21 protein-coding genes and 1 pseudogene are annotated in these 23,172 nt (G+C 60.5%); 18 read left to right on the top strand and 4 right to left on the bottom strand.

Features of this window, described 5'->3' with window-relative positions:
- Positions 1-16 precede the first annotated feature (16 nt).
- Together DDF70_RS13030 and DDF70_RS13025 are read left to right on the top strand one after the other, a co-directional pair.
- Positions 17-286 carry a hypothetical protein gene (locus DDF70_RS13030; protein ID WP_114945295.1) on the top strand — a complete coding sequence of 90 codons (270 nt, stop codon included), beginning with the start codon at positions 17-19 and terminating at the stop codon, positions 284-286.
- A gap of 151 nt (positions 287-437) precedes the next feature.
- A complete protein-coding gene (locus DDF70_RS13025; protein ID WP_114945294.1) occupies positions 438-689 on the top strand; it encodes a WGR domain-containing protein in 252 nt (83 codons plus the stop codon).
- A gap of 78 nt (positions 690-767) precedes the next feature.
- Here the strand turns inward: DDF70_RS13025 and DDF70_RS13020 are convergent, their stop codons facing one another.
- Entirely contained in the window at positions 768-1,025 is a 258-nt protein-coding gene (locus DDF70_RS13020; protein WP_114945293.1) for a hypothetical protein, read from the bottom strand.
- Positions 1,022-1,921 (bottom strand): DNA/RNA non-specific endonuclease, encoded by a 900-nt coding sequence (locus DDF70_RS13015; RefSeq protein ID WP_245435472.1) that lies wholly within the window; start codon positions 1,919-1,921, stop codon positions 1,022-1,024. Before DDF70_RS13015 ends, DDF70_RS13020 begins: the two co-directional genes overlap by 4 nt.
- Before the next feature lie 544 nt (positions 1,922-2,465).
- On the opposite strand from DDF70_RS13015, the gene DDF70_RS13010 reads away from it, so the two are divergent.
- From DDF70_RS13010 to dapF, 5 genes are all read left to right on the top strand, one after another.
- The gene (locus tag DDF70_RS13010) at positions 2,466-3,923 is read left to right on the top strand and encodes a serine protease (protein ID WP_114945292.1); all 1,458 of its coding nucleotides are present in this window, start codon (positions 2,466-2,468) and stop codon (positions 3,921-3,923) included.
- A gap of 61 nt (positions 3,924-3,984) precedes the next feature.
- Positions 3,985-4,659 (top strand): thermonuclease family protein, encoded by a 675-nt coding sequence (locus DDF70_RS13005; protein ID WP_245435471.1) that lies wholly within the window; start codon positions 3,985-3,987, stop codon positions 4,657-4,659.
- 452 nt (positions 4,660-5,111) lie between these two features.
- Entirely contained in the window at positions 5,112-5,693 is a 582-nt protein-coding gene (locus DDF70_RS12995; protein ID WP_114945289.1) for a winged helix-turn-helix domain-containing protein, read from the top strand.
- A complete protein-coding gene (locus tag DDF70_RS12990; protein ID WP_245435477.1) occupies positions 5,579-6,145 on the top strand; it encodes a transposase in 567 nt (188 codons plus the stop codon). Before DDF70_RS12995 ends, DDF70_RS12990 begins: the two co-directional genes overlap by 115 nt.
- A 108-nt stretch (positions 6,146-6,253) precedes the next feature.
- Positions 6,254-7,108 (top strand): diaminopimelate epimerase, encoded by an 855-nt coding sequence (gene dapF, locus DDF70_RS12985; RefSeq protein WP_162820380.1) that lies wholly within the window; start codon positions 6,254-6,256, stop codon positions 7,106-7,108.
- A 191-nt stretch (positions 7,109-7,299) separates the two neighbouring features.
- On the opposite strand, the gene DDF70_RS12980 is transcribed toward dapF, so the two are convergent.
- Positions 7,300-8,277, bottom strand: coding sequence for a LysR family transcriptional regulator (locus tag DDF70_RS12980; protein WP_114945287.1), 978 nt, complete (start codon positions 8,275-8,277; stop codon positions 7,300-7,302).
- Positions 8,278-8,455: 178 nt separating this feature from the next.
- On the opposite strand from DDF70_RS12980, the gene DDF70_RS12975 reads away from it, so the two are divergent.
- From DDF70_RS12975 to DDF70_RS12930, 10 genes and pseudogenes are all read left to right on the top strand, one after another.
- The gene (locus DDF70_RS12975) at positions 8,456-9,922 is read left to right on the top strand and encodes a M81 family metallopeptidase (RefSeq protein WP_162820378.1); all 1,467 of its coding nucleotides are present in this window, start codon (positions 8,456-8,458) and stop codon (positions 9,920-9,922) included.
- 120 nt (positions 9,923-10,042) lie between these two features.
- Positions 10,043-11,686, top strand: coding sequence for an amidohydrolase (locus DDF70_RS12970; protein ID WP_114945339.1), 1,644 nt, complete (start codon positions 10,043-10,045; stop codon positions 11,684-11,686).
- A gap of 152 nt (positions 11,687-11,838) precedes the next feature.
- Entirely contained in the window at positions 11,839-13,386 is a 1,548-nt protein-coding gene (locus DDF70_RS12965) for an ABC transporter substrate-binding protein (protein ID WP_114945338.1), read from the top strand.
- 99 nt (positions 13,387-13,485) lie between these two features.
- Entirely contained in the window at positions 13,486-14,421 is a 936-nt protein-coding gene (locus DDF70_RS12960; protein WP_114945285.1) for an ABC transporter permease, read from the top strand.
- A gap of 9 nt (positions 14,422-14,430) precedes the next feature.
- Positions 14,431-15,252: an ABC transporter permease gene (locus DDF70_RS12955; protein ID WP_114945284.1), complete on the top strand. Its 822-nt coding sequence runs from the start codon at positions 14,431-14,433 to the stop codon at positions 15,250-15,252.
- Positions 15,249-16,229, top strand: coding sequence for an ABC transporter ATP-binding protein (locus DDF70_RS12950; RefSeq protein WP_114945283.1), 981 nt, complete (start codon positions 15,249-15,251; stop codon positions 16,227-16,229). Before DDF70_RS12955 ends, DDF70_RS12950 begins: the two co-directional genes overlap by 4 nt.
- Positions 16,222-17,223, top strand: coding sequence for an ABC transporter ATP-binding protein (locus DDF70_RS12945; protein WP_114945282.1), 1,002 nt, complete (start codon positions 16,222-16,224; stop codon positions 17,221-17,223). The genes DDF70_RS12950 and DDF70_RS12945 overlap by 8 nt, the downstream gene beginning before the upstream one ends.
- A 73-nt stretch (positions 17,224-17,296) precedes the next feature.
- Positions 17,297-18,817, top strand: a complete 1,521-nt coding sequence (locus DDF70_RS12940; RefSeq protein ID WP_162820377.1) for a L,D-transpeptidase family protein — start codon at positions 17,297-17,299, stop codon at positions 18,815-18,817.
- Between the two features lie 163 nt (positions 18,818-18,980).
- Positions 18,981-19,657, top strand: a protein-coding gene (locus DDF70_RS12935; protein ID WP_114945281.1) for an IS6 family transposase whose coding sequence is annotated in 2 segments (ribosomal slippage) — positions 18,981-19,533 and positions 19,533-19,657 — 678 coding nt in all. Because the reading frame shifts where the segments join, the coding sequence is not laid out codon by codon here.
- Positions 19,658-19,856: 199 nt separating this feature from the next.
- A pseudogene (locus DDF70_RS12930) lies at positions 19,857-20,519 on the top strand (ATP-binding cassette domain-containing protein); the annotation flags it as partial.
- A 622-nt stretch (positions 20,520-21,141) separates the two neighbouring features.
- Here DDF70_RS12930 and DDF70_RS12925 read toward each other — a convergent pair.
- Positions 21,142-22,431 carry a tyrosine-type recombinase/integrase gene (locus tag DDF70_RS12925; RefSeq protein WP_114945280.1) on the bottom strand — a complete coding sequence of 430 codons (1,290 nt, stop codon included), beginning with the start codon at positions 22,429-22,431 and terminating at the stop codon, positions 21,142-21,144.
- Positions 22,432-22,720: 289 nt separating this feature from the next.
- On the opposite strand from DDF70_RS12925, the gene DDF70_RS12920 reads away from it, so the two are divergent.
- The gene (locus tag DDF70_RS12920; protein ID WP_114945279.1) at positions 22,721-23,152 is read left to right on the top strand and encodes a hypothetical protein; all 432 of its coding nucleotides are present in this window, start codon (positions 22,721-22,723) and stop codon (positions 23,150-23,152) included.
- The last annotated feature ends 20 nt before the right edge of the window (positions 23,153-23,172 follow it).

Here is a 23,172-nt window from a genome sequence, read left to right as displayed (position 1 = left end):
ACCAGGAGTGAAAAGTATGGTGTTGATTTCAACCGTCGTGGGCGGGCTCTTCCTCTACGTGATCTTCGAGCGGTATCTGAAAAAGGTTCTGCGTCGCACGCATGACCAGCGCAAAGCCATCGAGATTGGCACGCTGGTAGCCGCGATTGCTGCCGTGGTGCTGGCGGCGGGCAGCCTAGCCTACTCGCTGACGGCGATCGACGCTCTTGAGGGACGTGTCATGGCACTCGAGAAGGCGACGCAAAGTCTCCCTCAGGGAAGACAATGGCTGACGCTGTCAGCGTAAGGGAGAAGCAAAGTCCAGGCGAGCGTTAACGCCTGTGAGTTGCTACGCTGACAGTTCGAAGGCAGGGTGCATCACTGTTGTGAATCATTGCGTCTTAACTGATTCAGGACTTTGATTGGACCTCAGCACATGGCTTGCACAACATGGAGGCATGTCCCAAGACACGATCCAGTACCTGGTCCTCGACAGGTTCGATCCGAGTTGCAACATGGCTCGCTACTATGTGCTGTCGATCGAACCCAGCTTGTTCGGTGATGCGACACTGATCCGCGAGTGGGGCCGCATCGGTCAACCGGGGCAGAGGAGGATCGAACTCTACGAAAACCGGTCATGTGCAATGGAAGCCCTCGAAACTTGGCTCCAGCGAAAGCGTCGCCGCGGCTATCTGCTGAGAGGCGGGTAGGGACAAGAGCAACCTCGGAGACGTTCAGTTCATCGATCTTCGTCCAAATTGAAGCCCTTCTTTGCCGGTTTGATTGATCTATGTGAACGGGTTTTTGACCTGCTGAGGTGCCTCTGCGGGACCACTTTCATCAGGCAGGGCATTATCCTTCTCCAAGGCCTTCACGATAGCGTCGACAGCCGCCTTCAGTGCCTTCGCTTGCTTGAGGCCGTTCTTATCCCGCATCACGTCGAGCGAGCCATAAAGAGCTACTTTGTCGGTACCGTTCTCAATGGTGAACTCGCCAATGCTGAGAGAGGCGCTGTCGTCTGAGAATGGCTGAAACTTCTTTGTCATGGGCGGCGTCCAAACTGATCAATGGCATCGAGGATGCCCCCAATGAACCCGTCCTGTGATGGGACAGGGCTCTGTTCTCGAATGTCTGCTTGAGGCGGAGGTCTACGGGTATTCCTTCCAGGACCTTTCGATCTCCGGAGTTGGGGAGCAGGCAAGTTCAGGATGTTTTGCTTGATGTCCGGTGGCAGCTGAGGGAACGGGTCAATGCCCGATAACTGCTGCAACTCGGCAAGCGAGATAATCCTGTACTCGTCTCCCTCCTGGTTGGGCGTAAGATAAGCCGCTCCAGCATTTAGCCTCGGGTCATAGACGGCCTTCGCGATGTGGGTTGGCACCAGCACACGCCCCTTGAGAGCCTGAAGGTTCTCTCCTTGGAAGAGAGGGCCGGTGACCACGTAGATTTCCTGCCGCTCTGAGTAATCGCGCACGGCGCGTTCTATGCTCTCCCATAAATTGCGATTGTTGTCGGAGTTCTGCGGCACCATGTTGGCTAAGGAGAAGGACTCGTCCATACCCTGGGGGGTGGTCATGTCACCGGCTGGGGCCATGTGGCCGCGATCGAAGCCGCTGCGGACATAGTCGGACAGTTCCGCCCTCTCATCGGGCGGAAGGTTGGGGTCGGCGTGGAAGTTGTTGACTCTATTCAGAGCACGAGCGCCGCTTGCTCGCCTGGGGGTGAGATGCTCAGCCACCCAAAGAGGGGTCCGGGTCAGCCCGGAGTGGAGCAGCACAAACTCCGTGTAACAGATCTGCCGGGTCTTGGGCGTAAGCTTCGGATTGGTAAGAGTAGGAGCCGTGCTGTTGAAGAAGTGCTGGGGGCAAGCTGCCGCTGCGGCGTCGGAGGCGGCGAGAAGCACCACCAAAACAAGGGCACGAATGGGGTGGGGCAGTCTCACAGTGGCCTCATGAGATGAGCGAGTCTGGACAGGAGCGTCGCTGGCCCATTCCAAACCAGCAGACCGCACCTCTTGAGGTCAATGCTGTTTCCACCCCCAATCTTCCGGGGAGTGTCCCGGCTCAAAGTAGAGATCCGGCGAAGCCCAAAGCGCTGTAACTCAGCCTCGCTGAGGATCCGCTTAGGGCTCCGGCGTGAGCGCGGCCTCAGCGGATTGTCCTTGCTCATCGAGGCACCTCTCTCGCAGGTGAATACCGTCTTCTTAGGTTCTCGATGCTCCACTTCAATGAGCGCAACCCGATTGATGATCGGCTCTGGGCTGAATTAAGCCCAAAGCGGCAATCAAAACAAAATAACATAAGAGAGGTGGTGCCGCATCCTCGGTGAGCACAACTCCAACTGCTGCGGTGCCTAAGTTAACCAGGAGTCTCCAAATCGGGCTCCGACTGCAAGCTAACATACGAGTGTGCCACCAAAGCTATAGCGCCCCGAAGCCGAAATATGGCAATCTGGTGGCAAGTTATGCTGCGCGAGGATGGTTTGTGATGCGTTGGGTTCTTCTGGTGATCGCCTTCTTTACCATGGCGGAACCAGCGGTTGCTCAGCGCCGCCCTCCTGGATACCAGCAGGCAGAGCAGAACTTCTCTCAGCTGACCGTAGACGAGCGGATCAAGCTTCAGGTCCTGCTGACGGCCAACGGCTACTGGCCGGCCGTTCCGAACGTGAACTTCAGCAATCGCCTCTTCGAGGCTGTCTCGAAGTACCAGCGGGACTACGGGCGGATCCCGAACGGAGCCGTTGATGCTGACCTGTTCGGGCAGGTGCTCAACAGCGCAATGCCCCTTTTGCAGACATGGAATTTCCGTGCCATCCCACATCCGACCCGGGGCCATCCGATCTGGGTCCCGCTCGGCCTCGGACTGGTTGCCAAGAGAGACGAGAACGGCATTGCCTGGTCGGACCCTCAGGGCAGGGCATCCTTGGCCTATTCATATTTCGGTGGCACAACTCTCGTCGCAAACTACCAGAGCGTCCTCAACAAAGTTCTGTCCGAGGGTGGCAGGGTTCACTACAAGATCCTGAAGCCGGACTTCTTCGTCGTCTCAATGTCAACGGCCAATGGGCTTGATGCCTATATCCGGTTCCATGAGGATGGACGCGGGGTGTTGGGCTTCTTCCTGTTCTGGAAGGGCAGCGAAACCCACCTTCACATGGAGCGGGTAGCAACCCTCATCTCCGGTTCCTTCTGGGCTAGCATGTCAGGGTCTCCCTTCACAGAGGCCCCGACGATGACTCCACCTCAAGAGACGGTCGCGGTCGCTCGCCCCGCAGAGCCCAAAACTCCCGCACCAACTCCAAAGTCGGAAGCTGACGAAAAGGGGCCATCCTCCGGTACCGGCTTCTTCGTGTCACGAGAAGGGCATGTGCTGACAAATGCCCACGTCGTGGATCGCTGCTCATCCATTGATGTGAAGGCTGATAACGGTGATGTGGTCTCCGGGAGGGTTCTGGCCAAAGACACCACTAATGACCTTGCTCTCCTCAGAACAGCTTTGAGGCCCAGCAAGGTAGCAGGTGTTCGGTTGGGCATCCGGCTCGGGGAAGGAGTAGCCGCCTTTGGCTTCCCACTGACCGCACTTCTGTCCAGTTCAGGCAACTTCACCCTTGGCAATGTCACGGCCCTCTCCGGGCTCAAGGACGACAGCCGATACCTTCAGGTCTCTGCCCCGGTGCAGCCAGGAAACTCGGGTGGTCCGCTCTTTGATCAGAACGGCAATGTCGTGGGTATCGTCTCGGCAAAACTCAATGCTCTCAATGTGATGGTCGCAACGAACGGGGACATTCCTCAGAACGTCAACTTCGCCATCAAGGGATCACTGGCCGCTAGCTTCCTGGAGAGCAATCAGGTTGTCGTTGAGCAGGGCACAGCGAGCCAGGCCTTGGCCCCAGCCGATCTCGCTGACCAAGCCAAGCAAGTGAGTGTGCTGATACGATGCGAATAACCAGAAGAAGATCAGCCGACCCATTCCTGACAATTCAATGGTGCCATCTGGAGAAATAAGTTTGCGTTCCGCTGTCGTCGCTCTTGCATTGATCGCGTTAACATCGCCGGTGGTGGCTCAGTCCCTCTCGGGCCAAGCTGACGTCGTCGACGTGGACACCATTGCTATGCAAGGGGAGAAAACCCGCATCCGCCTGTATGGTGTTGACGGCCCGGAAAGCCAGCAGACCTGCAACGATGCTTCTGGAGTTCGGTATCTCTGCGGCTCAAAAGCAGCCGACGCGCTCGCGTCGATCATCGACCGCAACGGGCGGGTAAGTTGCAAGGAGCAGGACCGGGATCGTTACGGCCGAATCGTTGCCACCTGCGAGGCCAATGGCCGGGACATTGCCGGTGAGCTCATCCGGCAGGGCTGGGCGGTTGAGTACACCCAGTACTCCGATGGCCGCTATTCCGACGAGGAGAAGGAAGCCCAGCGCGCCAAGCGCGGTCTGTGGGCTGGTACCTTTGTCAAGCCATGGGACTGGCGCCGTGGCGAAAGGCTGCCCAACGAGGCCTCAACAGGCTCGGACCGCAAGTGCGCCATCAAGGGAAACATCTCCGGCTCGGAGCGGATCTACCATCTGCCGAGTAGCCGCCACTATGCCCGCACGACCATCGATGAAGCCAAGGGCGAGCGCTGGTTCTGCTCTGAGGATGAAGCCAAAGCCGCCGGTTGGCGGGCACCAAGAGGGTAGGGGGAGAACTCTATGCTGAAATCACTTGTCGTTGGACTGTTGTTGGCAGGAAGCCAACTCGGACCCGCGCTCGCCTTCGAGCAACCTGGCTCGTCACCTCTTCTCGACCGGCTGGAGAGCCTGCGACCCTTCCAGGTCGCCCAGGCCAGATCCTGCAAGGCAGCAAGCACATGCCGGGAAGCAGTCCAGATGTGGTGCGGCGGCTACCGACGGGCCGATGGCGACAATGATGGCATCCCTTGCGAGAATGTGTGTAGTTCACGCTCGGAGGTCCAGAGGATCAAAAGCGAGATCGGCTGCTAGAGTCCTCGTTCCAGTTCAGACTAGGTCGGAAGATTGAAGTCTAACCTGTTTACAATCTGATGATTTTTTCTCATCGTTGTAGACAACTAATGATCTTCACGAAGGTGGTGTAACATAGGGCGGTGTCGATCCTCGTGAGGAGGAGCACGATGGAGGACAACAGTTGGCGTCCGGCGCATCTGACGCCGGAGCAGATGGAGGAGCGCCGTCTGGCGGCCGCGAGACTGTTGCGGCAGGGGCGGCTCTCCCAGGCAGACATCGCCCGCCGGCTTGGCGTCAGTCGCGCCAGTGTCTGCCGCTGGGCCGCCACCCTGGCTCAGCAGGGCCGACGCGGATTAGCCACCCGCGTCCGAACAGGACGAGAGCCCCGCCTCGACGAGAAGGCCTGGGCTCATCTGGGCCGGCTCCTGGATCGGGGCGCGATAGCAGCGGGCTTTGCCACCGCGCGCTGGACCCTCCGGCGCATTGCCGCCCTGATCGAGCGCGAGTTTGGGGTTCACTACCATCCGCGTTATCTAGAGCAGCCGCTGAAGGACCATGGCTTCAGTGTGCCGCGCCCGGCGACACGGGCCAAGGAGCGCGACGAACTCGTGATCGCGGTCTGGCCCAAGCGCGACTGGGTTGTTTTAAAAAGAAGGCCCAGCGGGAAGGCCGCACGCTCCTTCTTTGGGACGAGACGGGTCACAGCTTCCGGGCCCGGCCAGGCACCACCTGGGCGCGGCGTGGGCTGACCCCGGTGCTGCGGCGCCTGAGCAAGCGGCGGGAGGTGTCGAGCATCGTGGCGATCACCCCGGACGGGCGGCTGTATGCCCGCCACGTCCGCACCAGCGTCACGCGCCCGACCGTGATCTCAGCGTTGCGGTATTTCCAGCGCAAAGTCGGCACGCCGCTGCTGGTGGTCTGGGATCGGCTCAATGCCCATCGATCACAGCTCACCACCGCCTTCATCGCAGCCCATGCGCAGGACTTCGCGGTTGCTTATCTGCCAGCCTATGCCCCCGAGCTCAACCCGGAGGAGCAGTGCAATGCGTTTGTCAAGCGAGCTATGGAGAATGCGCTACCCGAATCCGTCGACGACCTGCACCGTCTGGTGCGTCTTGAGTTCGCCCGCCTGCAGCGACGACCCAAGATGATCGTCAGCTTCTTTCAACACGCAGGCCTCTCCGTCACAGGACATTCGTGAAGATCATTAGTATAGAACCGCAGCTTGACTTGCCGGAGATCGGAATTCAATGTTCAACTTCCGATGAGAGATCGGCCGACGCAACTCCTTCTTGTGTAGCATAGTCCCTTGCCAGCGTTTCACCCCAGCGGACGTTCGTTCTTGAAAATGCATGGTCTTGGCAACGACTTTGTCGTTGTCGATGCCCGCAACGAGCCGTTTCGACCGTCGCCCGAGGAAATTCGCTGGATCTGCGATCGTCATGTTGGAGTGGGCGGAGATCAGTTGCTGGTAGTCGAACCACCGCAGGCATCCGGTGCAGGCGCTCGAATGCGGATATACAACGTGGACGGCGCCGAGGCCCAGACATGTCTGAATGCAACCCGCTGCGTCGCATGGCTCCTGTTGTCCGGCAGCGACAATAATACTCTGATTTTGGAAACCCTCGGAGGGCTGATAGATGCAGCGCGTGCTGGCGACAGTCACATCGCGTTGCGTTTGGCTGCTCCCAGATGGGACTGGCGCAGCATTCCCCTTGCGTCAGAGGCCGACACCCTCCTCCTCGATCTCGGCTCGGGTCCCCTCTCGCATCCCACGGCAGTGAACGTCGGCAATCCGCATCTCGTCTGCTTTGTTGCAAGTCGGGACGAGATCGATGTGCCCCGCTGGGCTCCTGCAATCCAGAATGACCCTATGCTACCGGAGGGAGGCAACGTGGGAGTTGCGGAGATAGTGGCTCCGGATCTAATCCGCCTCGTGGTGTGGGAGCGTCCTGGAATCCTGACCCGTGCCTGCGGCAGCGGAGCCTGTGCCGCCGTGCTCGCGGCTCGGCGTCGCGGGCTCACACAGGAAAACCGGATTACGGTTGATATGCCCGGAGGGCAATTGCATATCGAGGTCCATAAGGATGAGAGCCTCACCCTTATTGGGCCAGCCGCTATCGCCTTCTCAGGGCGATTGCCGGTCGATCTAAAGGACCCTTGATTGCAGTAAGCTCTGTGTCCTCACCCAGACAGAACCAAGTCATTATTCATGGCACATGGGCTGGTAAGTGCAATTCGTAATTGCACTCAGTCATAGAGCGCCGGTTTCCAGGTCCAGGCAGTCGCCTACAGTATCGGACATGAATTCGAATTCACGTCCGGTGCCGTAGGCCTTTGTTTCTGAGCATCTTTTCACGCAAAACTGGTTCCTACTTTCGCGTTCGCTGCTCGAGTGCCTTGAGTTGCGATATCTCTCCCAAGAATCTCTTCGACTTTCTGCCTGATGCTGACAATGGAAGCGACGCAACTTTCAGCGAAATCATTGAGGACGGCCGGGTTGCTCGCGTTCTGATTTTTGTGCAGCCGTACTGTGTAGGGAATTGAGAATGAGAGGCGGCGCATCTCTACTCCCAGATGCAGACAGTGCATTGCACTGATTGGGTTGATGATCGATACGCCGACTCCTTGAGATACGAGGGAGCATACGGATGCCGCCGTGGATGCCTCCATTCTTAGGCGCCGCATCACCCCATGTTCCCGAAATATGTTATCCAAGCTACGCCGATACATATCGTCGGCCGAAAAATAGATGAAGTCGCGACCTTCGAAATCGGAAGGAGAGAGGGCTTTCTTGCCCGCGAGCGAATGCCCCTTGGGTATAATGCAGACTTGCTCGCCGGCACTGATGCTAGCGGATTCCCAACCCGCGAAGCCGAGATCAGCTTCTACCATGCAGAGATCGTAATGATGCGCCGAAATACCGGTGGCAGCCACTGCATTGCCGAGTGCGTAGAGGCTCAGGCGTATGGTTTCGTTCTTCCGGAGAAAGTCTTGGCATAGAGGAGGCAGGAGGGTCGTGCTGTAGGCGGGCATGCATACGATCTTGATGTGAGCGGAGGCGTTCGCACGGATGGCCTCGGCTGTCCTTTCAATCTCCTCCAGGCCGATAAAGGATCGACGAACCTCGCCGTGCAACGAGACGGCGGCCTCTGTCGGAACGAGGGACCTGCCCTTCCGGGCAAAGAGCGTAAAGCCGAGGCATCGCTCAAACTCCTTGAGTTCTCGGCTCACCGTCGGCTGTGAGGTGCGCAGAGCGATGGCCGCTTGGGTCACGCTGCCTGACGACATGACCGCGTGGAAAATCTCGACATGCCGGGGAGATATTGTCACGCTTTGTCGACTTCCATATCAAAAATGAATGCATTGAGCAGAAGTTGATATTTGAAGAAATTTTTCGCCTTTGTCACCATCCAGACTCAATAGGGTGAGGCAGCCCCTCTGAAGAGGAGGCCAACCGGCCCTGGCAGGCAAAGACCGCCGGGTCTGTGGGGAGTGAAACGAGATGGTGATGCGCGTTCTTGTGGCCGAATTCATGCATGAGACGAATACGTTCAGCGTCCAGGCCACCGACGAAAGCGCCTTCCGAAACAGTTGCTACTATCTCGACAACGATATTCCCGGCGCGTTCGCCGACACGCGCACCTCTATGGGCGCCGCCTTCGAAGCCGCTGAGAAGTTCGGTTGGAGTGTGATTCACCCTATCGTGACCTCCGCCAATCCGTCTGGCCGTGTCACGGATGCTTTCTTCGACGCCGTCTCAGAGAGGATTTTGAACGTCTGCGACGGCGTCGATGGCGTTCTGCTGCATCTACACGGGTCCATGTCGACGCAGTCCTATGATGACGGTGAGGGGGAGCTTCTCGCCCGCATCCGTTCACGGATCGGGATCGAGACGCCGATGGTCGCGGTGCTCGATTTGCACGCGACGCTGACCCAGAAGATGGCCGACAACGCCAGCTCGCTCATCTCCTACAGGACCTATCCGCACATCGACCAATACGAGCGGACCTGGCAGGCTGCAGAATTGCTCGAAAAGGCCATGTTGAAACAGGTCACGCCGCAAGTCGCAGTAGCCCGGCGCCCTATCCTGTACGCCTTGGATGGTGGCCGCACCACATCGCCGCCCATGGTGGAGCTTTTGCGCCGAGCCGACCAGATCGAAGCCTCACGCCAGGCCCTGGTGGTCAGCATTCAGGCGGGTTTTTCATCCGCTGACGTCCATGACATCGGGCCTTCCATCGCCGTGACGGGCAACGACCGTGGGGCCGCCCAGGCCATTGCCGAAGAGCTGATGGATTACGTGTGGGAGCAGCGGACTTTCTCTTCCATCCAATTCACCCCTCTGGACGAGGCCATCGCCACGGCGAAGGCCGGCGAGGCCAGTGCGACCAAGCCTCTGATCATTGCCGACTATTCCGACAATCCCGGCTCCGGCGCCTATGGGGATGCCACCAATCTTCTCGAAGCGGTGCTGGCGGCTGATCTTAAAAACGTCGGGTTTCATGCAATCTGCGATCCTGAGGCCGTCCTGCAGGCGCAGGCGGCGGGGGTTGGCAACCGCGTGACGCTCCAGCTCGGGGGAAAAACGGATCCGACCATGGGAGGCGGACCTCTCGAGGTGACCGGTCATGTGGTCGCGATCACGGACGGCTCGTTCATTGCCTACGGTCCGATGGGCGGCGGCGCCCGGCGCAATTATGGCCTGAGTCTTCTCCTACGGGTCGGCGGCGTGGAAATTATCGTGATCAGCCATAACGGACAGGCAACCGATCTTGGGCAATTCACGTCATTGGGTGTCGACCCGACCCGGAAGTCGACCCTCATCGTCAAGTCCATGCAGCACTTCCGCGCAGCCTTTGAACCGATCGCGCGCCAGATTCTCGAGGTCGACACCGGCGCTTTGTCGACGCGCAACTTCAAGGAGCGCCCCTATAAGAGCGTCAGGCGGCCGATATGGCCTCTGGATGCCATCTGAGGATCGTGGTTTGATCGCCAGGGACACGCTCCCGAGGACCGGGAAGGCGCCCGGGATATAGGAAAATGACAGGGGTCGAGAATGAACAATGCTGCTGGTCGGGCGCTCGCCTCTGGCTCGATGGGGCGGAGCACGGCTTCGCCCATCGCGGATATCGTTTTGCGGAACGGTCCAATCTGGTGCGGCCGGGACGAGGGCGTCGTCGAGGCAGTCGCGATCTGGAAGGATCGGATCCTGGCCACGGGTCGTGACGCCCACATCTCATCGCTTATCGGCCCATCAACGCAAATCATCGATCTCAAAGGACGGCTCGCGACGCCCGGCCTCAACGACTCGCACCTGCACCTGATCTCCCTCGGGCTCATGATGGACTGGGTCGATGCCAAGCCATCCTCGGCCCCGACTCTTGGTGCTCTTCTTGGAGCAATCGGCGAGCGGGCAGCAAAGGCGAAGCCCGGCGAATGGATCCTGGCGCGCGGCTATGACCAAACCAAGCTCGACGTGAGGCGGCATCCTCATCGAGACGAGCTCGACCAGGCGGCCCCGGACAATCCCGTGATGCTGGTACGGACCTGCGGGCACGTCTCCATCTGCAACTCCCGCGCCCTGAAACTAGCCGGGATCGATGAGGCCTCAGCCACCCCGCCCGGCGGGCTCATCGAACAGCGGGACGGGCGCCTGACAGGGCTTCTGGCTGAGAATGCCCGTGCGCCGGTTTGGGCGGTTGTCCCGCCGCCCACGGAGGACGACCTCGTCAATGCCATCGAGCGCGGCGGGCGTCACCTGCTCTCCTATGGCATCACCAGCTGCATGGATGCCGCCGTCGGACAACGCGGCGGCTTCCGGGAGATCGCGGCCTATCATCGGGCCAAGCGCGAGGGCCGATTGCCGGTGCGAACCTGGCTCGCCCTCCTGGGCGATCCGGACCGGTCCATCGTGCCCAAATGCTATGAGGCTGGTCTGATTTCCGGCACTGGCGACGACATGCTCATGATCGGAGGAGTCAAGTATTTCCTCGATGGTTCGGCAGGAGGGCGCACCGCCTGGATGTCCGAACCCTATCTCGGGGACGACGGCACGACCGGCGTGCAGATGATGTCCGACGACGAACTCAACGAGCTCGTCATGGATGCGCATGCCAAGGGTTACCAGCTGATCTGCCACGCAATCGGCGATGCGGCCATTGAGCAATTGATCTCGGCCTACGAGCGCGCGCTTGCCGCCATGCCTGATCCGGACCGGCGGCATCGCATCGAGCATTGCGGCTTCTCGACCCCCGCTCAGCACGAGCGCATGATCAAGGCTGGCATCTATCCCTGTCCACAGCAGGTCTTCATCTACGATTTCGGCGATGCCTACGTGTCGGTGCTGGGAGTGGAGCGAGGCCTCAAGAGCTATCCGTTCAAGACCTGGATCGATCTCGGTTTCAAGCCTGCGACGGGCAGCGATGCCCCCGTCTGTGAGCCGAACCCCTTCCCGAATTTCTATGCCATGCTGACGCGCGAGACGTGGAAAGGCACGGTGATGGATGCGAGCGAACGGGTGTCCATCGAGGAGGCCCTTCAGGCCTACACGGAGTTTGGAGCCTTTTCGCAGAAGATGGAGGATTTGAAAGGGCGCATAGTTCCAGGGCAGCTTGCCGATATCGCTGTCTTTTCACGCAATATTCTGGAGGCCTCGCCAGAGGATATTCTTGACAACACCCAATGTGTTCTTACGATCTGCGGAGGTTTGATCGTTCACGATCGTCTGGGCGTCAGCTAAAACCATAATGGGAAACGCGCCTCGACACAGAACTGCATCGACGAAAGTCTGTATCTCGCGCCGGCATCCAGCCGGCGCGCCAGCGACTGCCACAGCTTGGAGGATCAGCCGTGCTCAAGAAGTTTGTCATCACCACTGCGCTCGCTCTCACCATGAGCCTCAGCGCCTATGCGCAATCGCCGCGAACGGGTGGGACGATCCGCTTCACCGCGCCCTACGGATCGAGCTTCGCGAATCTCGACATCCATACGTCGAACCGGGCTCAGGACGAGATCTGGGCCAAGGCGATCCACCGCGCTCTCTACAACTGGGATGCGAACGCCAACAAGCCGGTTCTCGATCTGGCCAAGGAGGTCAAGGTTTCGGGCGACGGCCAGGTCTATACCTTCAAGCTGCGCGATGACGCCTATTTCCACAACGGCCGCAAGATGACGGCCGACGACGTGATCTGGACCTATACGCGCCTGATGGACGGCAAGAAGGCCTATCCGGGCGCGCGTTACGTGCGCATCATCAAGGGCGCGATCGACGTCGAGAAGGGGCAGGCGAAGGAGATCTCTGGTCTCAAGAAAATCGACGATTTCACCCTCGAGATGACCCTGACCGAAAAGCTCGATCCGGCCTTCAATTTCTATGCCTCCCTGACGGCGATCTATCCGGCTGACGAAGCCGCGAAGGAATCCTTCGCGACGAAGCCGATCGGGCTAGGTCCATTCAAGTTCGTCGAATACGTGCCGGGCTCGCGTCTCGTGGCGGAGCGTTGGGACAAGTTCTACCAGCAGGGTAAGCCCTATGCGGACAAGGTCACGGTCGCAATCATGGGCGAGGCGGCGGCGCGCGACGTCGCGTTCCGCAACCAGGAAATCGACGCATCCATCCTCGGGCCGACGCAATATGTCGCCTACAAGGCCGATCCGGAACTGTCGAAGGGGCTGCTTGAGGTCGCCGAGGTCTATACCCGCGTCACCGGCTTCAACCCGAACTTCAAGCCTTTCGCCGACAAGCGCGTCCGCCAGGCGATCAATTATGCGATCGATTCTGATCTCATCATCAAGCGGCTCCTCAAGGACAAGGCCTTCCGCGCGACGAGCTGGCTGCCGGTCTCGTCGCCTGCCTACGACAAGGACCTGAAGGCCTATCCATACGATCTGGAAAAGGCCAAGAAGCTCCTGGCCGAGGCCGGCTATGCCGACGGCTTCGAGTTCGAATGGACCGCGACCTCCAACGAAAGCTGGGGCATTCCGATCGTCGAGGCCGCTATTCCGATGCTCGAGAAGGTCGGCATCAAGGTCAAGATCAAGCCGGTCGAAGGCACGGTTCTGTCCGAGGTCGCCCGCAACGGCGATTATCAGGCCTTCAACTGGTCGCTCACCTCCGGGCCCGATCCGCTCACCACGCTCAAGTGCTTCCATTCGGCGACGCCGCAATCGGCGTGCAACTACACCCAGTTCAAGAATGCCGAATTCGACAAGCTCATCGACGAAGCGTCCGCAACCGACGATCAGGCCAAGCGTCTCGAAAACCTGAAGAAGGCGAACGCCATCCTCCGCGAGGAGGTGCCGATGTGGTGGTTCAACTACAACAAGGCCGTCCTGGCCTATCAGCCTTGGCTCAAGGGGCTGCAGCCGAACGCGACCGAACTGGCGATCCAGAACTATGAGGACATGTGGGTCGACGCCTCGTCGCCCGCAGCTAAGTAAGCTGCTACGTCGGCTGTGCTTGGATAAGCACTTATATCTGTGAATGCGGATCCTGACGTTCCGGGCCCTTGTGCCCGGGACGTCGATCGGGAGCCCTGAATGCTTTCATTCATCGTGCGGCGCTTGCTGCAGACATTGCCTATCATTCTGGCCGTTGCAGCCCTGATATTCGTGATGTTCAGCGTCATTCCGGGCACGTTCGCGTCGAGCATGAGCGACGACGGACGCAGCGTCCTGGACGCTGAGGTCATGCGGCGCATGAACAATGAGTTCGGGCTGAATGATCCGGTCTATGTCCGGTTCGGAAAATACGTCGGCCAGCTCGCAACCTTCGACCTTGGCCAGTCCTTCCGGACCCGGCAGCCCGTCGCTCACGTCATCGCCGAACGCCTGTGGCCGACTGCGCAGCTGTCGTTCGCCGCGATGCTGTTCGCCATCGTCATCGGGGTGCCCCTCGGCTTCATCGCGGCCCTGAGGCCGGGAAGCTGGATCGACACCCTCTCCATGATCGGCGCCGTCTCGGGCCTGTCGCTGCCGAAATTCTGGCTCGGCCTGATGTTGATGTACGTGTTCGCCCTGATGCTGGGCTGGCTTCCGAGCTTCGGCTATGGCGGCGGGAGCCTGCGATACCTCATCCTTCCGGCCATCGCGCTCGGCGTCGCCCCACTGGCCCTGATGGCGCGCACCACCCGGGCAGCGGTGCTCGAGATCATGAATGCCGATTTCGTCCGCACGGCCCGCTCGAAGGGCATGAGCGAGAGCAAGGTCGTTCGCTGGCATCTCACCCGCAATGCGCTCGTGATCATTCTCACGACCATCGGCCTTCAGTTCGGAACCGTCATCGGCCAGGCCGTGGTGGTCGAGAAGTTGTTCTCCTGGCCGGGGCTCGGCTCGCTTCTCGTCGACAGCGTCACCTTGCGCGACATCCCGGTGGTTCAGGGCTCGATCCTGGTGATCGTGCTCCTGTTCCTTCTCATCAACATGCTCGTCGATGTCCTTTGCGTGATCATCGATCCGCGCATCAAGTACACGTGAGGCCGCGCCGTGAAATTCCGAGCCAATCTGGTGATTGGAGGCGTGCTCTTCGCCGGCGTGATCATCGCCGGGCTGTGCGCTCCGCTGCTGGCCCATACCGACCCGGTTCTGGACGCCAACCTGATGTATGCCGAGGAGCCGCCCGGCAGCGCGTTCTGGTTCGGCACCGATGCGCAGGGGCGTGACATCTACAGCCGCGTCCTCTACGGCGCCCGGATCTCGCTCACCGTCGGCATCGTGTCGCAGCTCATCAACACGGTGATCGGGGTCTGCCTGGGCCTTTCGGCCGGCTATTGGGGCGGCTGGTGGGACGACTTCGTCAACGGCCTAACCAACATGATGCTGGCGATCCCGTCCCTGATCTTCGCCCTGGCCATCATGGCGATCCTCAATCCGGGCCTGACCAGTCTGCTCATCGCGCTCGGTCTCACCAACTGGTCCTTCACGTGCCGCTTGGCGCGCGCCTCTGCCCTGTCGCTCAAGAGCCAGGGCTATGTCCAGGCCGCGAAGGTGCTCGGCTACGGCGACATCCGGATCATGCTCACCCAGCTTCTGCCCAACATGCTGGGCCCGATCATCGTCATCGGCACGCTGGGCATGGGCGGCGCGGTGCTGGCCGAGGCGGCGCTGTCGTTCCTCGGCCTCGGCATCCGGCCGCCCTATCCGAGCTGGGGCAGCATGCTGTCGGATGCCCGCGATCAGATCACCACGGCGCCCTGGATCTCGATCTTCCCGGGACTTGCGATCTTCATGACGGTGCTGGGATTGAACCTGCTTGGCGACGGTCTGCGCGACATCCTCGACCCCCAGGCCAGGACACGGCGCGCATGACGGAGCAGCCGCTTCTCGAGGTCGAGAATCTCAGGATCGACCTGGCCGTCGCCGGCAAGCGCTTCGCGGCCGTGCAGGACGTGTCCTTCACCATCCGGCGCGGCGAGACGCTAGGCCTCGTCGGCGAGTCCGGCTGCGGCAAAAGCATCACGGCGCTCTCGCTGATCGGCCTGCTGCGGGATCCTCTCATGATCGGCGGCGGCACGATCCGGTTCGCCGGCCGCGAGATCCAGAACCTGTCGGCGGCCGAGATGCGCAAGCTGCGCGGCAACCGGATCTCCATGATCTTCCAGGAGCCAATGACGGCGCTCAATCCGCTGTCGCCGGTCGGGCGACAGATCGCCGAGATGTTCGTGCTGCACAAGGGAGTCGGCTGGAAGGAGGCCGAGAGCCTGGCCGTGGAAGCGCTCGCCAGCGTGCGCGTTCCGGCGCCCGAGCGCCGGGTCAAGGATTATCCGCACCAGCTGTCGGGCGGCATGCGCCAGCGCGTCATGATCGCGATCGCGCTCGCCTGCGGCCCCGACCTTCTCCTCGCCGACGAGCCGACGACCGCCCTCGACGTCACGGTGCAGGCCGAGATCCTCGATCTCATCCGCGAGCTCTCGGCCGCCAAGGGCACGGCGGTTCTGATGATCAGCCACGATCTCGGCCTCATCGCCAATATGTGCCGCCGGGTGGGTGTCATGTATGCGGGCAAGCTCGTCGAGGAGCGCCCGGCGGAGGACGTCTTCCGCTCGCCGAGCCATCCCTACACGAGCGGCCTAGTGGCCTCGCTGCCGCTCCTCGGCGCGCGGGCCCGGCATGGCCGCCAGCGCCTCAAGGAGATCACCGGCGTCGTGCCGCCCGTGTCGGCCTTTCCCGCCGGATGCCGCTTCAATCCCCGCTGCTATGCCGCCACCGAGCTTTGCCGGATGGACGATCCCGGCGTGACGCCGCTCGGAGGCGACGGCTTCGTACGGTGCCATCACCATGAATGATCCCTCCAACGACATGATCCTCAAGGTCGAGGACCTTGCGGTCCATTTTCCGGTCGGCGGCGGGCTCTTCGGCCCGCGCCGGCACCTCTATGCAGTGGACGGCGTCGATCTTGAATTGAAGCGGGGCGAGTGCCTTGGCCTCGTGGGCGAGTCGGGCTGCGGAAAATCCACGCTCGCGCTCACCATCCTCGGCCTGCAGGAGCCGACCCGTGGACGGATCGTTCTCGACGGGCACGAGGCCTCGGGCGAGGGGATGAAACGGAAGGCGCGAGCGCTTATCGCCCAGATGGTGTTTCAGGACCCATACTCGTCGCTCAATCCGCGCCAGACTGTTCGCAAGACTCTCGAGGCGCCGCTTCGGCTCCATGGAATCACGACGCAAAGTGAGATTGATGGACGCATCGCCGCGATGCTCGGGCGCGTTGGCCTGAGGCCGGATCATGCCGAGCGTTACCCGCACGAGTTCTCCGGCGGCCAGCGCCAGAGAATCGGCATCGCGCGGGCACTCATCCTCGATCCGAAGATCGTCATCCTCGACGAGCCGGTCTCGGCCCTCGACGTCTCAATCCGGGCCCAGATCATCAACCTGCTGTTGGAGCTCAAGGAGAAGCTCGGCCTCTCCTACATCATGATCAGCCACGATCTCGGCGTCGTGGAGCATATGAGCGACCGGGTCGCCGTCATGTATCTCGGCCGTATCGTCGAAACCGGGGGCTGGAAGTCGATCTTCACGAATCCACGGCATCCGTACACGCGCGCGCTCATCTCGGCGATCCCGGACCCGTTCAAGCGCAGCCGGGGCGACAAAATTACCGGCGAAATTCCCAATCCACTCGATATGCCGATAGGATGCGGCTTCCATCCGCGTTGCCCCGAGGCGCGGGAGATCTGCCACACGCCGCCGGTGCCGCACATGGAGGAAGTTGGCGAGGCTCATCTCGTCCGATGCCGCCGGGTCCACGAGATCGCCGCCCCGGACAGCCCCCTCTTGTAGCGTCAGGTTGATCGAATCCCATGAGCCCCCTCTTCTGCCAAGCTTTGAGCGACGCCTCAGAAGGTCCTTCGACATGACCAGCATTCCGAAGATCATCGTTCGCGTGCCGCGTGCGGGCGAGCCCGCCCACCTTGGTCAACTGACGATCGGCGACTGGACGGTCCCATGCACAATCGGGGCTGGTGGGCTGGTTCAGGCCTCCTTCAAGCGCGAAGGGGACAAGCGAACGCCGATCGGCGTTTTCCCGCTGCGCTATGGCTTTTTCGATCACGCTGCCCTTCCGGACTTCCCGCGCAACCTCACCTTTCCGTTCGTTCCGCTCGCAGACGAGATGATCTGGGAAGAGGAAGGAGTCGACTACAACCGGCTCGTCTACTCCAACAGCGGAGAGCGCATCGACGAGAGGCTGATGAGGCCCCGGGCAGAGCGCCTCTTCGATGTCATCGTTCCGGTCGGGTTCAACGATGCTGTTCCAGAGCTCGGTCGCGGAAGCGCCATCTTCATCCATGCCGCTAGATCCGATATGAGTGGTACGGCCGGATGCATCGGCGTTCCGAAGGACAGGATGCTCAACTTGGTGCGCCGCCTCAGGCCCGGGATGCTGATCGACATCGACTATGTTCAGGCTGATGACCGGGAGCGGCTCGACCCCGAGACGCCCGTCGAAACGGTACGCTTCACCGGACTCGATCGGGGCCCGAAATTGATCGTGGTCGGCGCCGTTCATGGCAACGAGACCTGCGGACCGCAGGCAATCCTGCGCGCGATCGACGATTGTCGCGCAGGTCGCCTGGCGATCCGCCGAGGCGAGGTGACCTTCCTGCCGGTTGCCAACATGAAGGCCTATCGCCAGGGAAGCCGGGAGGGTGACCGTAACCTGAACCGGGATTTGCGCGAAAAGACGATCCCGGAGGATTATGAGGATCGGATCGGCAACCGCATGTGCTCCCTATTGCGGGAACACGACGTCCTGCTCGACATTCATTCGTTCCACGGTGAGGGCGAACCTTTCATCTTCGCGGGTCCCCTCGATAATGCGGGGCCGGTCGAGCCATTCCGCCATGCCAAGGCAGAGGGCGAGTTTGCGGCAAGGCTCGGCACCTCGATCGTCATTCATGGTTGGCTCGACGTTTATGGACGCTTCCTCAAGGCGCGCGAGCGGCTCGGCTACTCGAACAAGGCGACTTCGGAAGGAGTCGGCACCACGGAATATATGCGCTTCTCCGGTGGCTATGCCGTCACCTTGGAATGTGGTTCCCATGACGATCCTCACGCTGTCGAGATCGGCTATGCGGCCATCCTCAATGCCCTCGCACATCTTAGGCTGATCGATGCACCCTTGCCGAAGGTGGCGGCCGAGACCGTCATCCAGGTCACGGATATCTTCCTCTGCGAGGCCGAGGGAGACCGGCTCGAGGGCGTCTGGAAGACGGGCGATGCGATTGCAGCCGGGCAGGTCATCGCCCGGCGCGCCGGCGGGGGCGTGCTGACTGCCCCGAAAGACGGCTACATCATCTTTCCAAACCTCACCGCAAGGCCGGGAGATGGGCTCTGTTATTTCGGCGTGGCCAGCGGCCGTACTCTTGCCGGGTAATTAAGATGCCGATTTTGGGGCGCAGTGGATAGGTCGAACGCCGTCAACGGCGCGGGCGCTTGAAGCGCCCTTTCGCGGAAGGCATCAGCCTCGACCGGATCTGTTGCAAACTTTTCGGTAACTCAGTTCGGCATAAGCCTCCGGCCAAGTCCGGAGGTGCATGATGTTCAAAGGCCGCCATTTCGATCGCTCGGTGATCCTGCTCTGCGTGCGGTGGTACCTGGCCTACAATCTGAGCCTGCGGAACCTGGAGGAGATGATGGCCGAACGCGGTGTCTCCGTCGATCATGCGACCGTCCACAGGTGGGTTACCCGCTACTCGCCCGAACTGCTCGAGCGCTTCAATCTTCGCAAACGAAGCGTCAGCCGGAGATGGCACGTGGACGAAACCTATATCAAAGTCCGCGGGCAGTGGATGTATCTTTACCGAGCCGTCGACAGCAATGGTGACACGGTCGAGTTCTGGTTCAGCGCCCGCCGAGACCTCACCGCTGCCAAACGCTTTCTGCGCAAGGCTCTCAAACGACATGGCCGTCCGGAGCGGATTGTCATCGACGGCAGTCAGACCAATCGCGAAGCGATCCTCAACTGTGACACGACAGATCGGCTGCGGGATACGTCACGGCGAAAGCTGAAACCGATCAGGATCCGGCAGAGTCAATATCTGAGTAACCGAATTGAGCAGGATCACCGCGCCATCAAGCGGCGGATCCGGCGATGCTCGGGTTCAAAGCAATGGACAGCGCTCGCGTCATCCTCGGTGGCATCGAGATGATCCACATGATGCGGAAAGGACAGGCGAAGTATGCCTGCAATGCCCAACATTCACTGGCGGAGTAGTTCGCTTTGCTCGTTGCCTGAGCTAAGACGAGACCTCTGCTATCTTCGCGTCCCCGCTCCAAATTTGCGACACATCCGCTTGCCGAGGTGCTGATGATACACGAGGGCTCGGTCAAGTCGCCGCCTAGGCGGCCGCACAGCGTATGCTCGACCGCGTGCGTCTGTCCAATGCCGCCGGACGCCTCAAGCAGTGGCTATGGAGACGGTTCGGCGTAACGTGCAGATGATCTTCCAGGATCCGTATGCCCCGCTGAACCCGCGCCTTTCAGCGCTCGATCTGGTCACGGAGCCGCTGGTCATACACGAGCCGCAGGTGAAGCGCGAGGAGCACCGCGCCCGTGCTTCGGCTCTTTTGCGGCAGGTTTGCCTCAATGACGAACATCTCGATCGGTATCCGCATCAGTTCTCGGGCGGCAAGCGTCAACGGCTGTGCATCGCGCGAGCCCTGTGCCTCAAGCCTCAGCTGATTGTGGCCGACGAACCGGTCTCAGCGCTCGACGTATCGGTGCAGGCACAGGTGCTGGATCTGATGCGTGACCTGCAGCGCGAGCTCGGCCTGGCTTACCTCTTCATCTCGCATGACATGGGCTTGGTCGAGCGAATGAGCCACCGAGTCGCCGTGATGTATCTCGGTCAGATCGTGGAGATAGGGCCGGCACGCGCCGTGCTTGGAAGTCCGCATCACCCGTACACCAAGCGTCTTCTGGCATAAGTACCGATCCCCGATCCATCCCGGCGATCTCGAGCAATCGCTCTCGACGATAGCGAACTGCCGAGCCCGGTGCGTCGGCTTGGGGATCATCCATCTACGCCGCCTTTTGTCATGGCCGGCCCGGCCCATTTTGTTCAGGAGCAGCGATAGTTCCCGGCCGAACCCCGCACGCAGAACTCTTCGCCCCAACCTGCCGCTCTCATCGTTGAGCGGATTGTCGATAATCTCCGTGGGAGTTAGGTGTAGTAAGGCCCATGTGCTGACAAAAGCCGACGGTCATCTTGGGTGGATCCGTTGCAACTCTTGCCAAGGGTCGAGCGACGGCTGGGCAGAACCCGGAGTCAAGCAGAGGCCCTGAACAGAGCCACAATGAAATCGCTCTGTGTCCTTACGTCGTTTGCTGGTTCACTCGCGACCTGATCCTTGCGGATCATTGCTATGATCTCACAGCCTATAATCATTAGTGAGGCTGTCATGAGGCTCCTGAAGTCCAGCCCGGGCCTGACCAATCGCTTGATCCGCTGGTGATCCTGCCCGACGATAGCTCAGGTAGCTCAAGCGTCAAAGCTTCAACAGAACCCCTCAAGTTACCTTGGATTGGTCGGATCTTGCGCCTTTGGCCACGATCTTGAGCGTGTCATCCCGCAGTGGCTTTGCTCGCGGAATAGCCAGGCACGATACTACCACCAAAGAAGGATAGATCGACGTCGAGTTGACGATCGATCCCTTAAAGCAAGCAAGGATCGGCCTAGCGGCCGCGGATGGCCTTTCATTAGAATCGCATTCCGAGACCAGCATCCTCCTCCGATTCGTCGACCGCATCCGGTTCTACAAGATCCGCGTGGGTCGGGATGCTCACCGAGTCGAAATCAGGATACGGGATGGTAGGATACTCGCAAGCTACCGGATGCGTCCGATCCCGCCTACGATCCCATAGAGCGTTTCCTGCAGGTTTCCGAGAGGGTACGGGCAACGAGGAGAACTCCAAGAAGGCTTCCCAAGTCGTGAACTTTCCGGCCTCCTCATCAGCCTCATTCTCGGGTTCGGAAGTTGCATTGAGACCAGTTGAAGTCGGCGCATCGGCTTCGGTGGCCGTCGTGGCTTTCACGAGGTCTTCCATGTTAGTCGGCACCGCGGTCTCGTCAGCCGTTACTGCGGAGACGTCGGCCGGAGCGACAAGCGCGAAATCCGCCTTCCAGCCCTTGCTTTTTCCGGCATAGTGCTTGCCAGCCGTGACCTTGCTGCTGTGGCCGGCAAGGAGTGCGATCGTGGCCACGTCATAGCCGGCCGCCTTCCAGGTGGCCATGGCAACATGCCGGAAGGAATAGGGGCAGACCCGGCGCTGCACGACCCGGACGCTCAGTCGCCCGAGGCGCTGTCTCGCGGCCGGGTAAAATCCATCGAAGCTGCCATAGGTGTCGATCAGGGCCTGTTGAACGGTGATGAACTCCGCGATCAGATCCAGAACCGCGGCCTCGTGAGTCTTGAGGTTGACCGGACGCGTGTCGCGCCCCGCGCGACCATTGGTGTTCTTGGCGCATGGGAGGAGAAGGGTAGGGCCGAAGAGCCGGATCCCGACGCCTTCGCAGGGACGAAAGCCCAGGACCGGAGCAAGCCGCACATAGAGAAGGAGATATCGGTCGACATCGTCGGCCTTCGATCCTTGGACCTTCTGCACAAGCGCCTCGATCAGGGACGCAGCCTCCGCCTCGCTCAGATCACGCACCTTCTTAGCCCCGGTCCTCGGGATGCCAGGGCGCTTTCTGTTGTCGAACAGGGCGGCTTTGATCGCAGCTTTCGCCTCGTCATGGGTTTCACCCGAAATCTGGCCGACCTGCCGGAGTTTGCCGAGGATGGCGAGGTGCTCCTGCCAATAGCGGCGGGCCGTGCTCGCCTTGAGCACTTGGTTGTTCTTGCGGATCGCGACGAGCGCCTTGGCCGGGCAGGCGATCAGCGGGAACTTCTTTCCGGCCTTGCGCAAGTGCCGCTCGCCCTCTTTGAGGTATTCATCCGCCGTTTTGCCCGTGCGCGTCGGTGCCGGAAAAGGATTCAATGAGTTCACAACCGTCCCCCACGTTGGTGTTCGGTTATTCTCATGGTCACATTCGCAAGCCACAACGGCAGGGATGGATCATTCGTTCTCAAAAAACGAGATGGTGTCGCCGTTCTCTAGGTGTGCGGCCGTATGCATCCGGACTTTCTGTTCGCTTCGGTTCCCTGGTTATGCGAGAGCGAACGCAGCCCACCTTTGAGCTCGACCCGTAATGTTGAATTTTGTCATATAGTGTTATATTAGTTTTAAAAATGTCATAATTTATCTTATGGTGTCTTAGATTTGATTGAGGTGACAAATGACCGAGAAGGATCCTCTGAAACTCATCGAAGCTATCGCCGAGGATCTCGAACCATCCTTGGGGCGGAGGTTCGTGTCCCAGGTCATCGGCAAGCATCTTTGCGCGATTGAAGCCTTGGTGGCCGATGGCTACCCGGCGGAGACGATCTTCGATCGCATCCTCAGCCTGACCCAGTCCTCCGCGCCGAACGTGAAAAAAGGCGCCCTCCGGCAGGCTCTGTACCGGGCTCGGAATTCAGCCCATTCGGATCAAGAAAGTACAGAGCCAAATCTGCCAGCCGAGATGCCCCAGGCGAGCCCTCCGACCGGCACGCCCGGCACTGTGGTGCCGAAGGACGGCACGGCTCAAACCAGCCGGCATAAGAGCCCTGCTGCGGACGAGCGGAGGCGCAAGATCAAACGGCGTGCCGCAATGATGGAGCCCGACTAAGCCCGTTCAGGCGCCAACGG

The organism is Microvirga calopogonii (assembly GCF_003347665.1).
Classification (GTDB): Bacteria; Pseudomonadota; Alphaproteobacteria; order Rhizobiales; family Beijerinckiaceae; genus Microvirga; species Microvirga calopogonii.
The sequence above is the reverse complement of the archived record's forward strand: the minus strand, read 5'-3'. Positions and strand labels throughout refer to the sequence as shown.

Coding starts and splice junctions, on each gene's coding strand:
- DDF70_RS12950 (WP_114945283.1), top strand. CDS start 15,249: ATGACGGAGCAGCCGCTTCTCGAGGTCGAGAATCTCAGGATCGACCTG.
- DDF70_RS13025 (WP_114945294.1), top strand. CDS start 438: ATGTCCCAAGACACGATCCAGTACCTGGTCCTCGACAGGTTCGATCCG.
- DDF70_RS12970 (WP_114945339.1), top strand. CDS start 10,043: ATGGGGCGGAGCACGGCTTCGCCCATCGCGGATATCGTTTTGCGGAAC.
- DDF70_RS12965 (WP_114945338.1), top strand. CDS start 11,839: ATGAGCCTCAGCGCCTATGCGCAATCGCCGCGAACGGGTGGGACGATC.
- DDF70_RS12920 (WP_114945279.1), top strand. CDS start 22,721: ATGACCGAGAAGGATCCTCTGAAACTCATCGAAGCTATCGCCGAGGAT.
- DDF70_RS12945 (WP_114945282.1), top strand. CDS start 16,222: ATGAATGATCCCTCCAACGACATGATCCTCAAGGTCGAGGACCTTGCG.
- DDF70_RS13020 (WP_114945293.1), bottom strand. CDS start 1,025: ATGACAAAGAAGTTTCAGCCATTCTCAGACGACAGCGCCTCTCTCAGC.
- DDF70_RS13010 (WP_114945292.1), top strand. CDS start 2,466: ATGCGTTGGGTTCTTCTGGTGATCGCCTTCTTTACCATGGCGGAACCA.
- DDF70_RS12940 (WP_162820377.1), top strand. CDS start 17,297: ATGACCAGCATTCCGAAGATCATCGTTCGCGTGCCGCGTGCGGGCGAG.
- DDF70_RS12975 (WP_162820378.1), top strand. CDS start 8,456: ATGCGCGTTCTTGTGGCCGAATTCATGCATGAGACGAATACGTTCAGC.
- DDF70_RS13030 (WP_114945295.1), top strand. CDS start 17: ATGGTGTTGATTTCAACCGTCGTGGGCGGGCTCTTCCTCTACGTGATC.
- DDF70_RS12960 (WP_114945285.1), top strand. CDS start 13,486: ATGCTTTCATTCATCGTGCGGCGCTTGCTGCAGACATTGCCTATCATT.
- DDF70_RS12995 (WP_114945289.1), top strand. CDS start 5,112: ATGGAGGACAACAGTTGGCGTCCGGCGCATCTGACGCCGGAGCAGATG.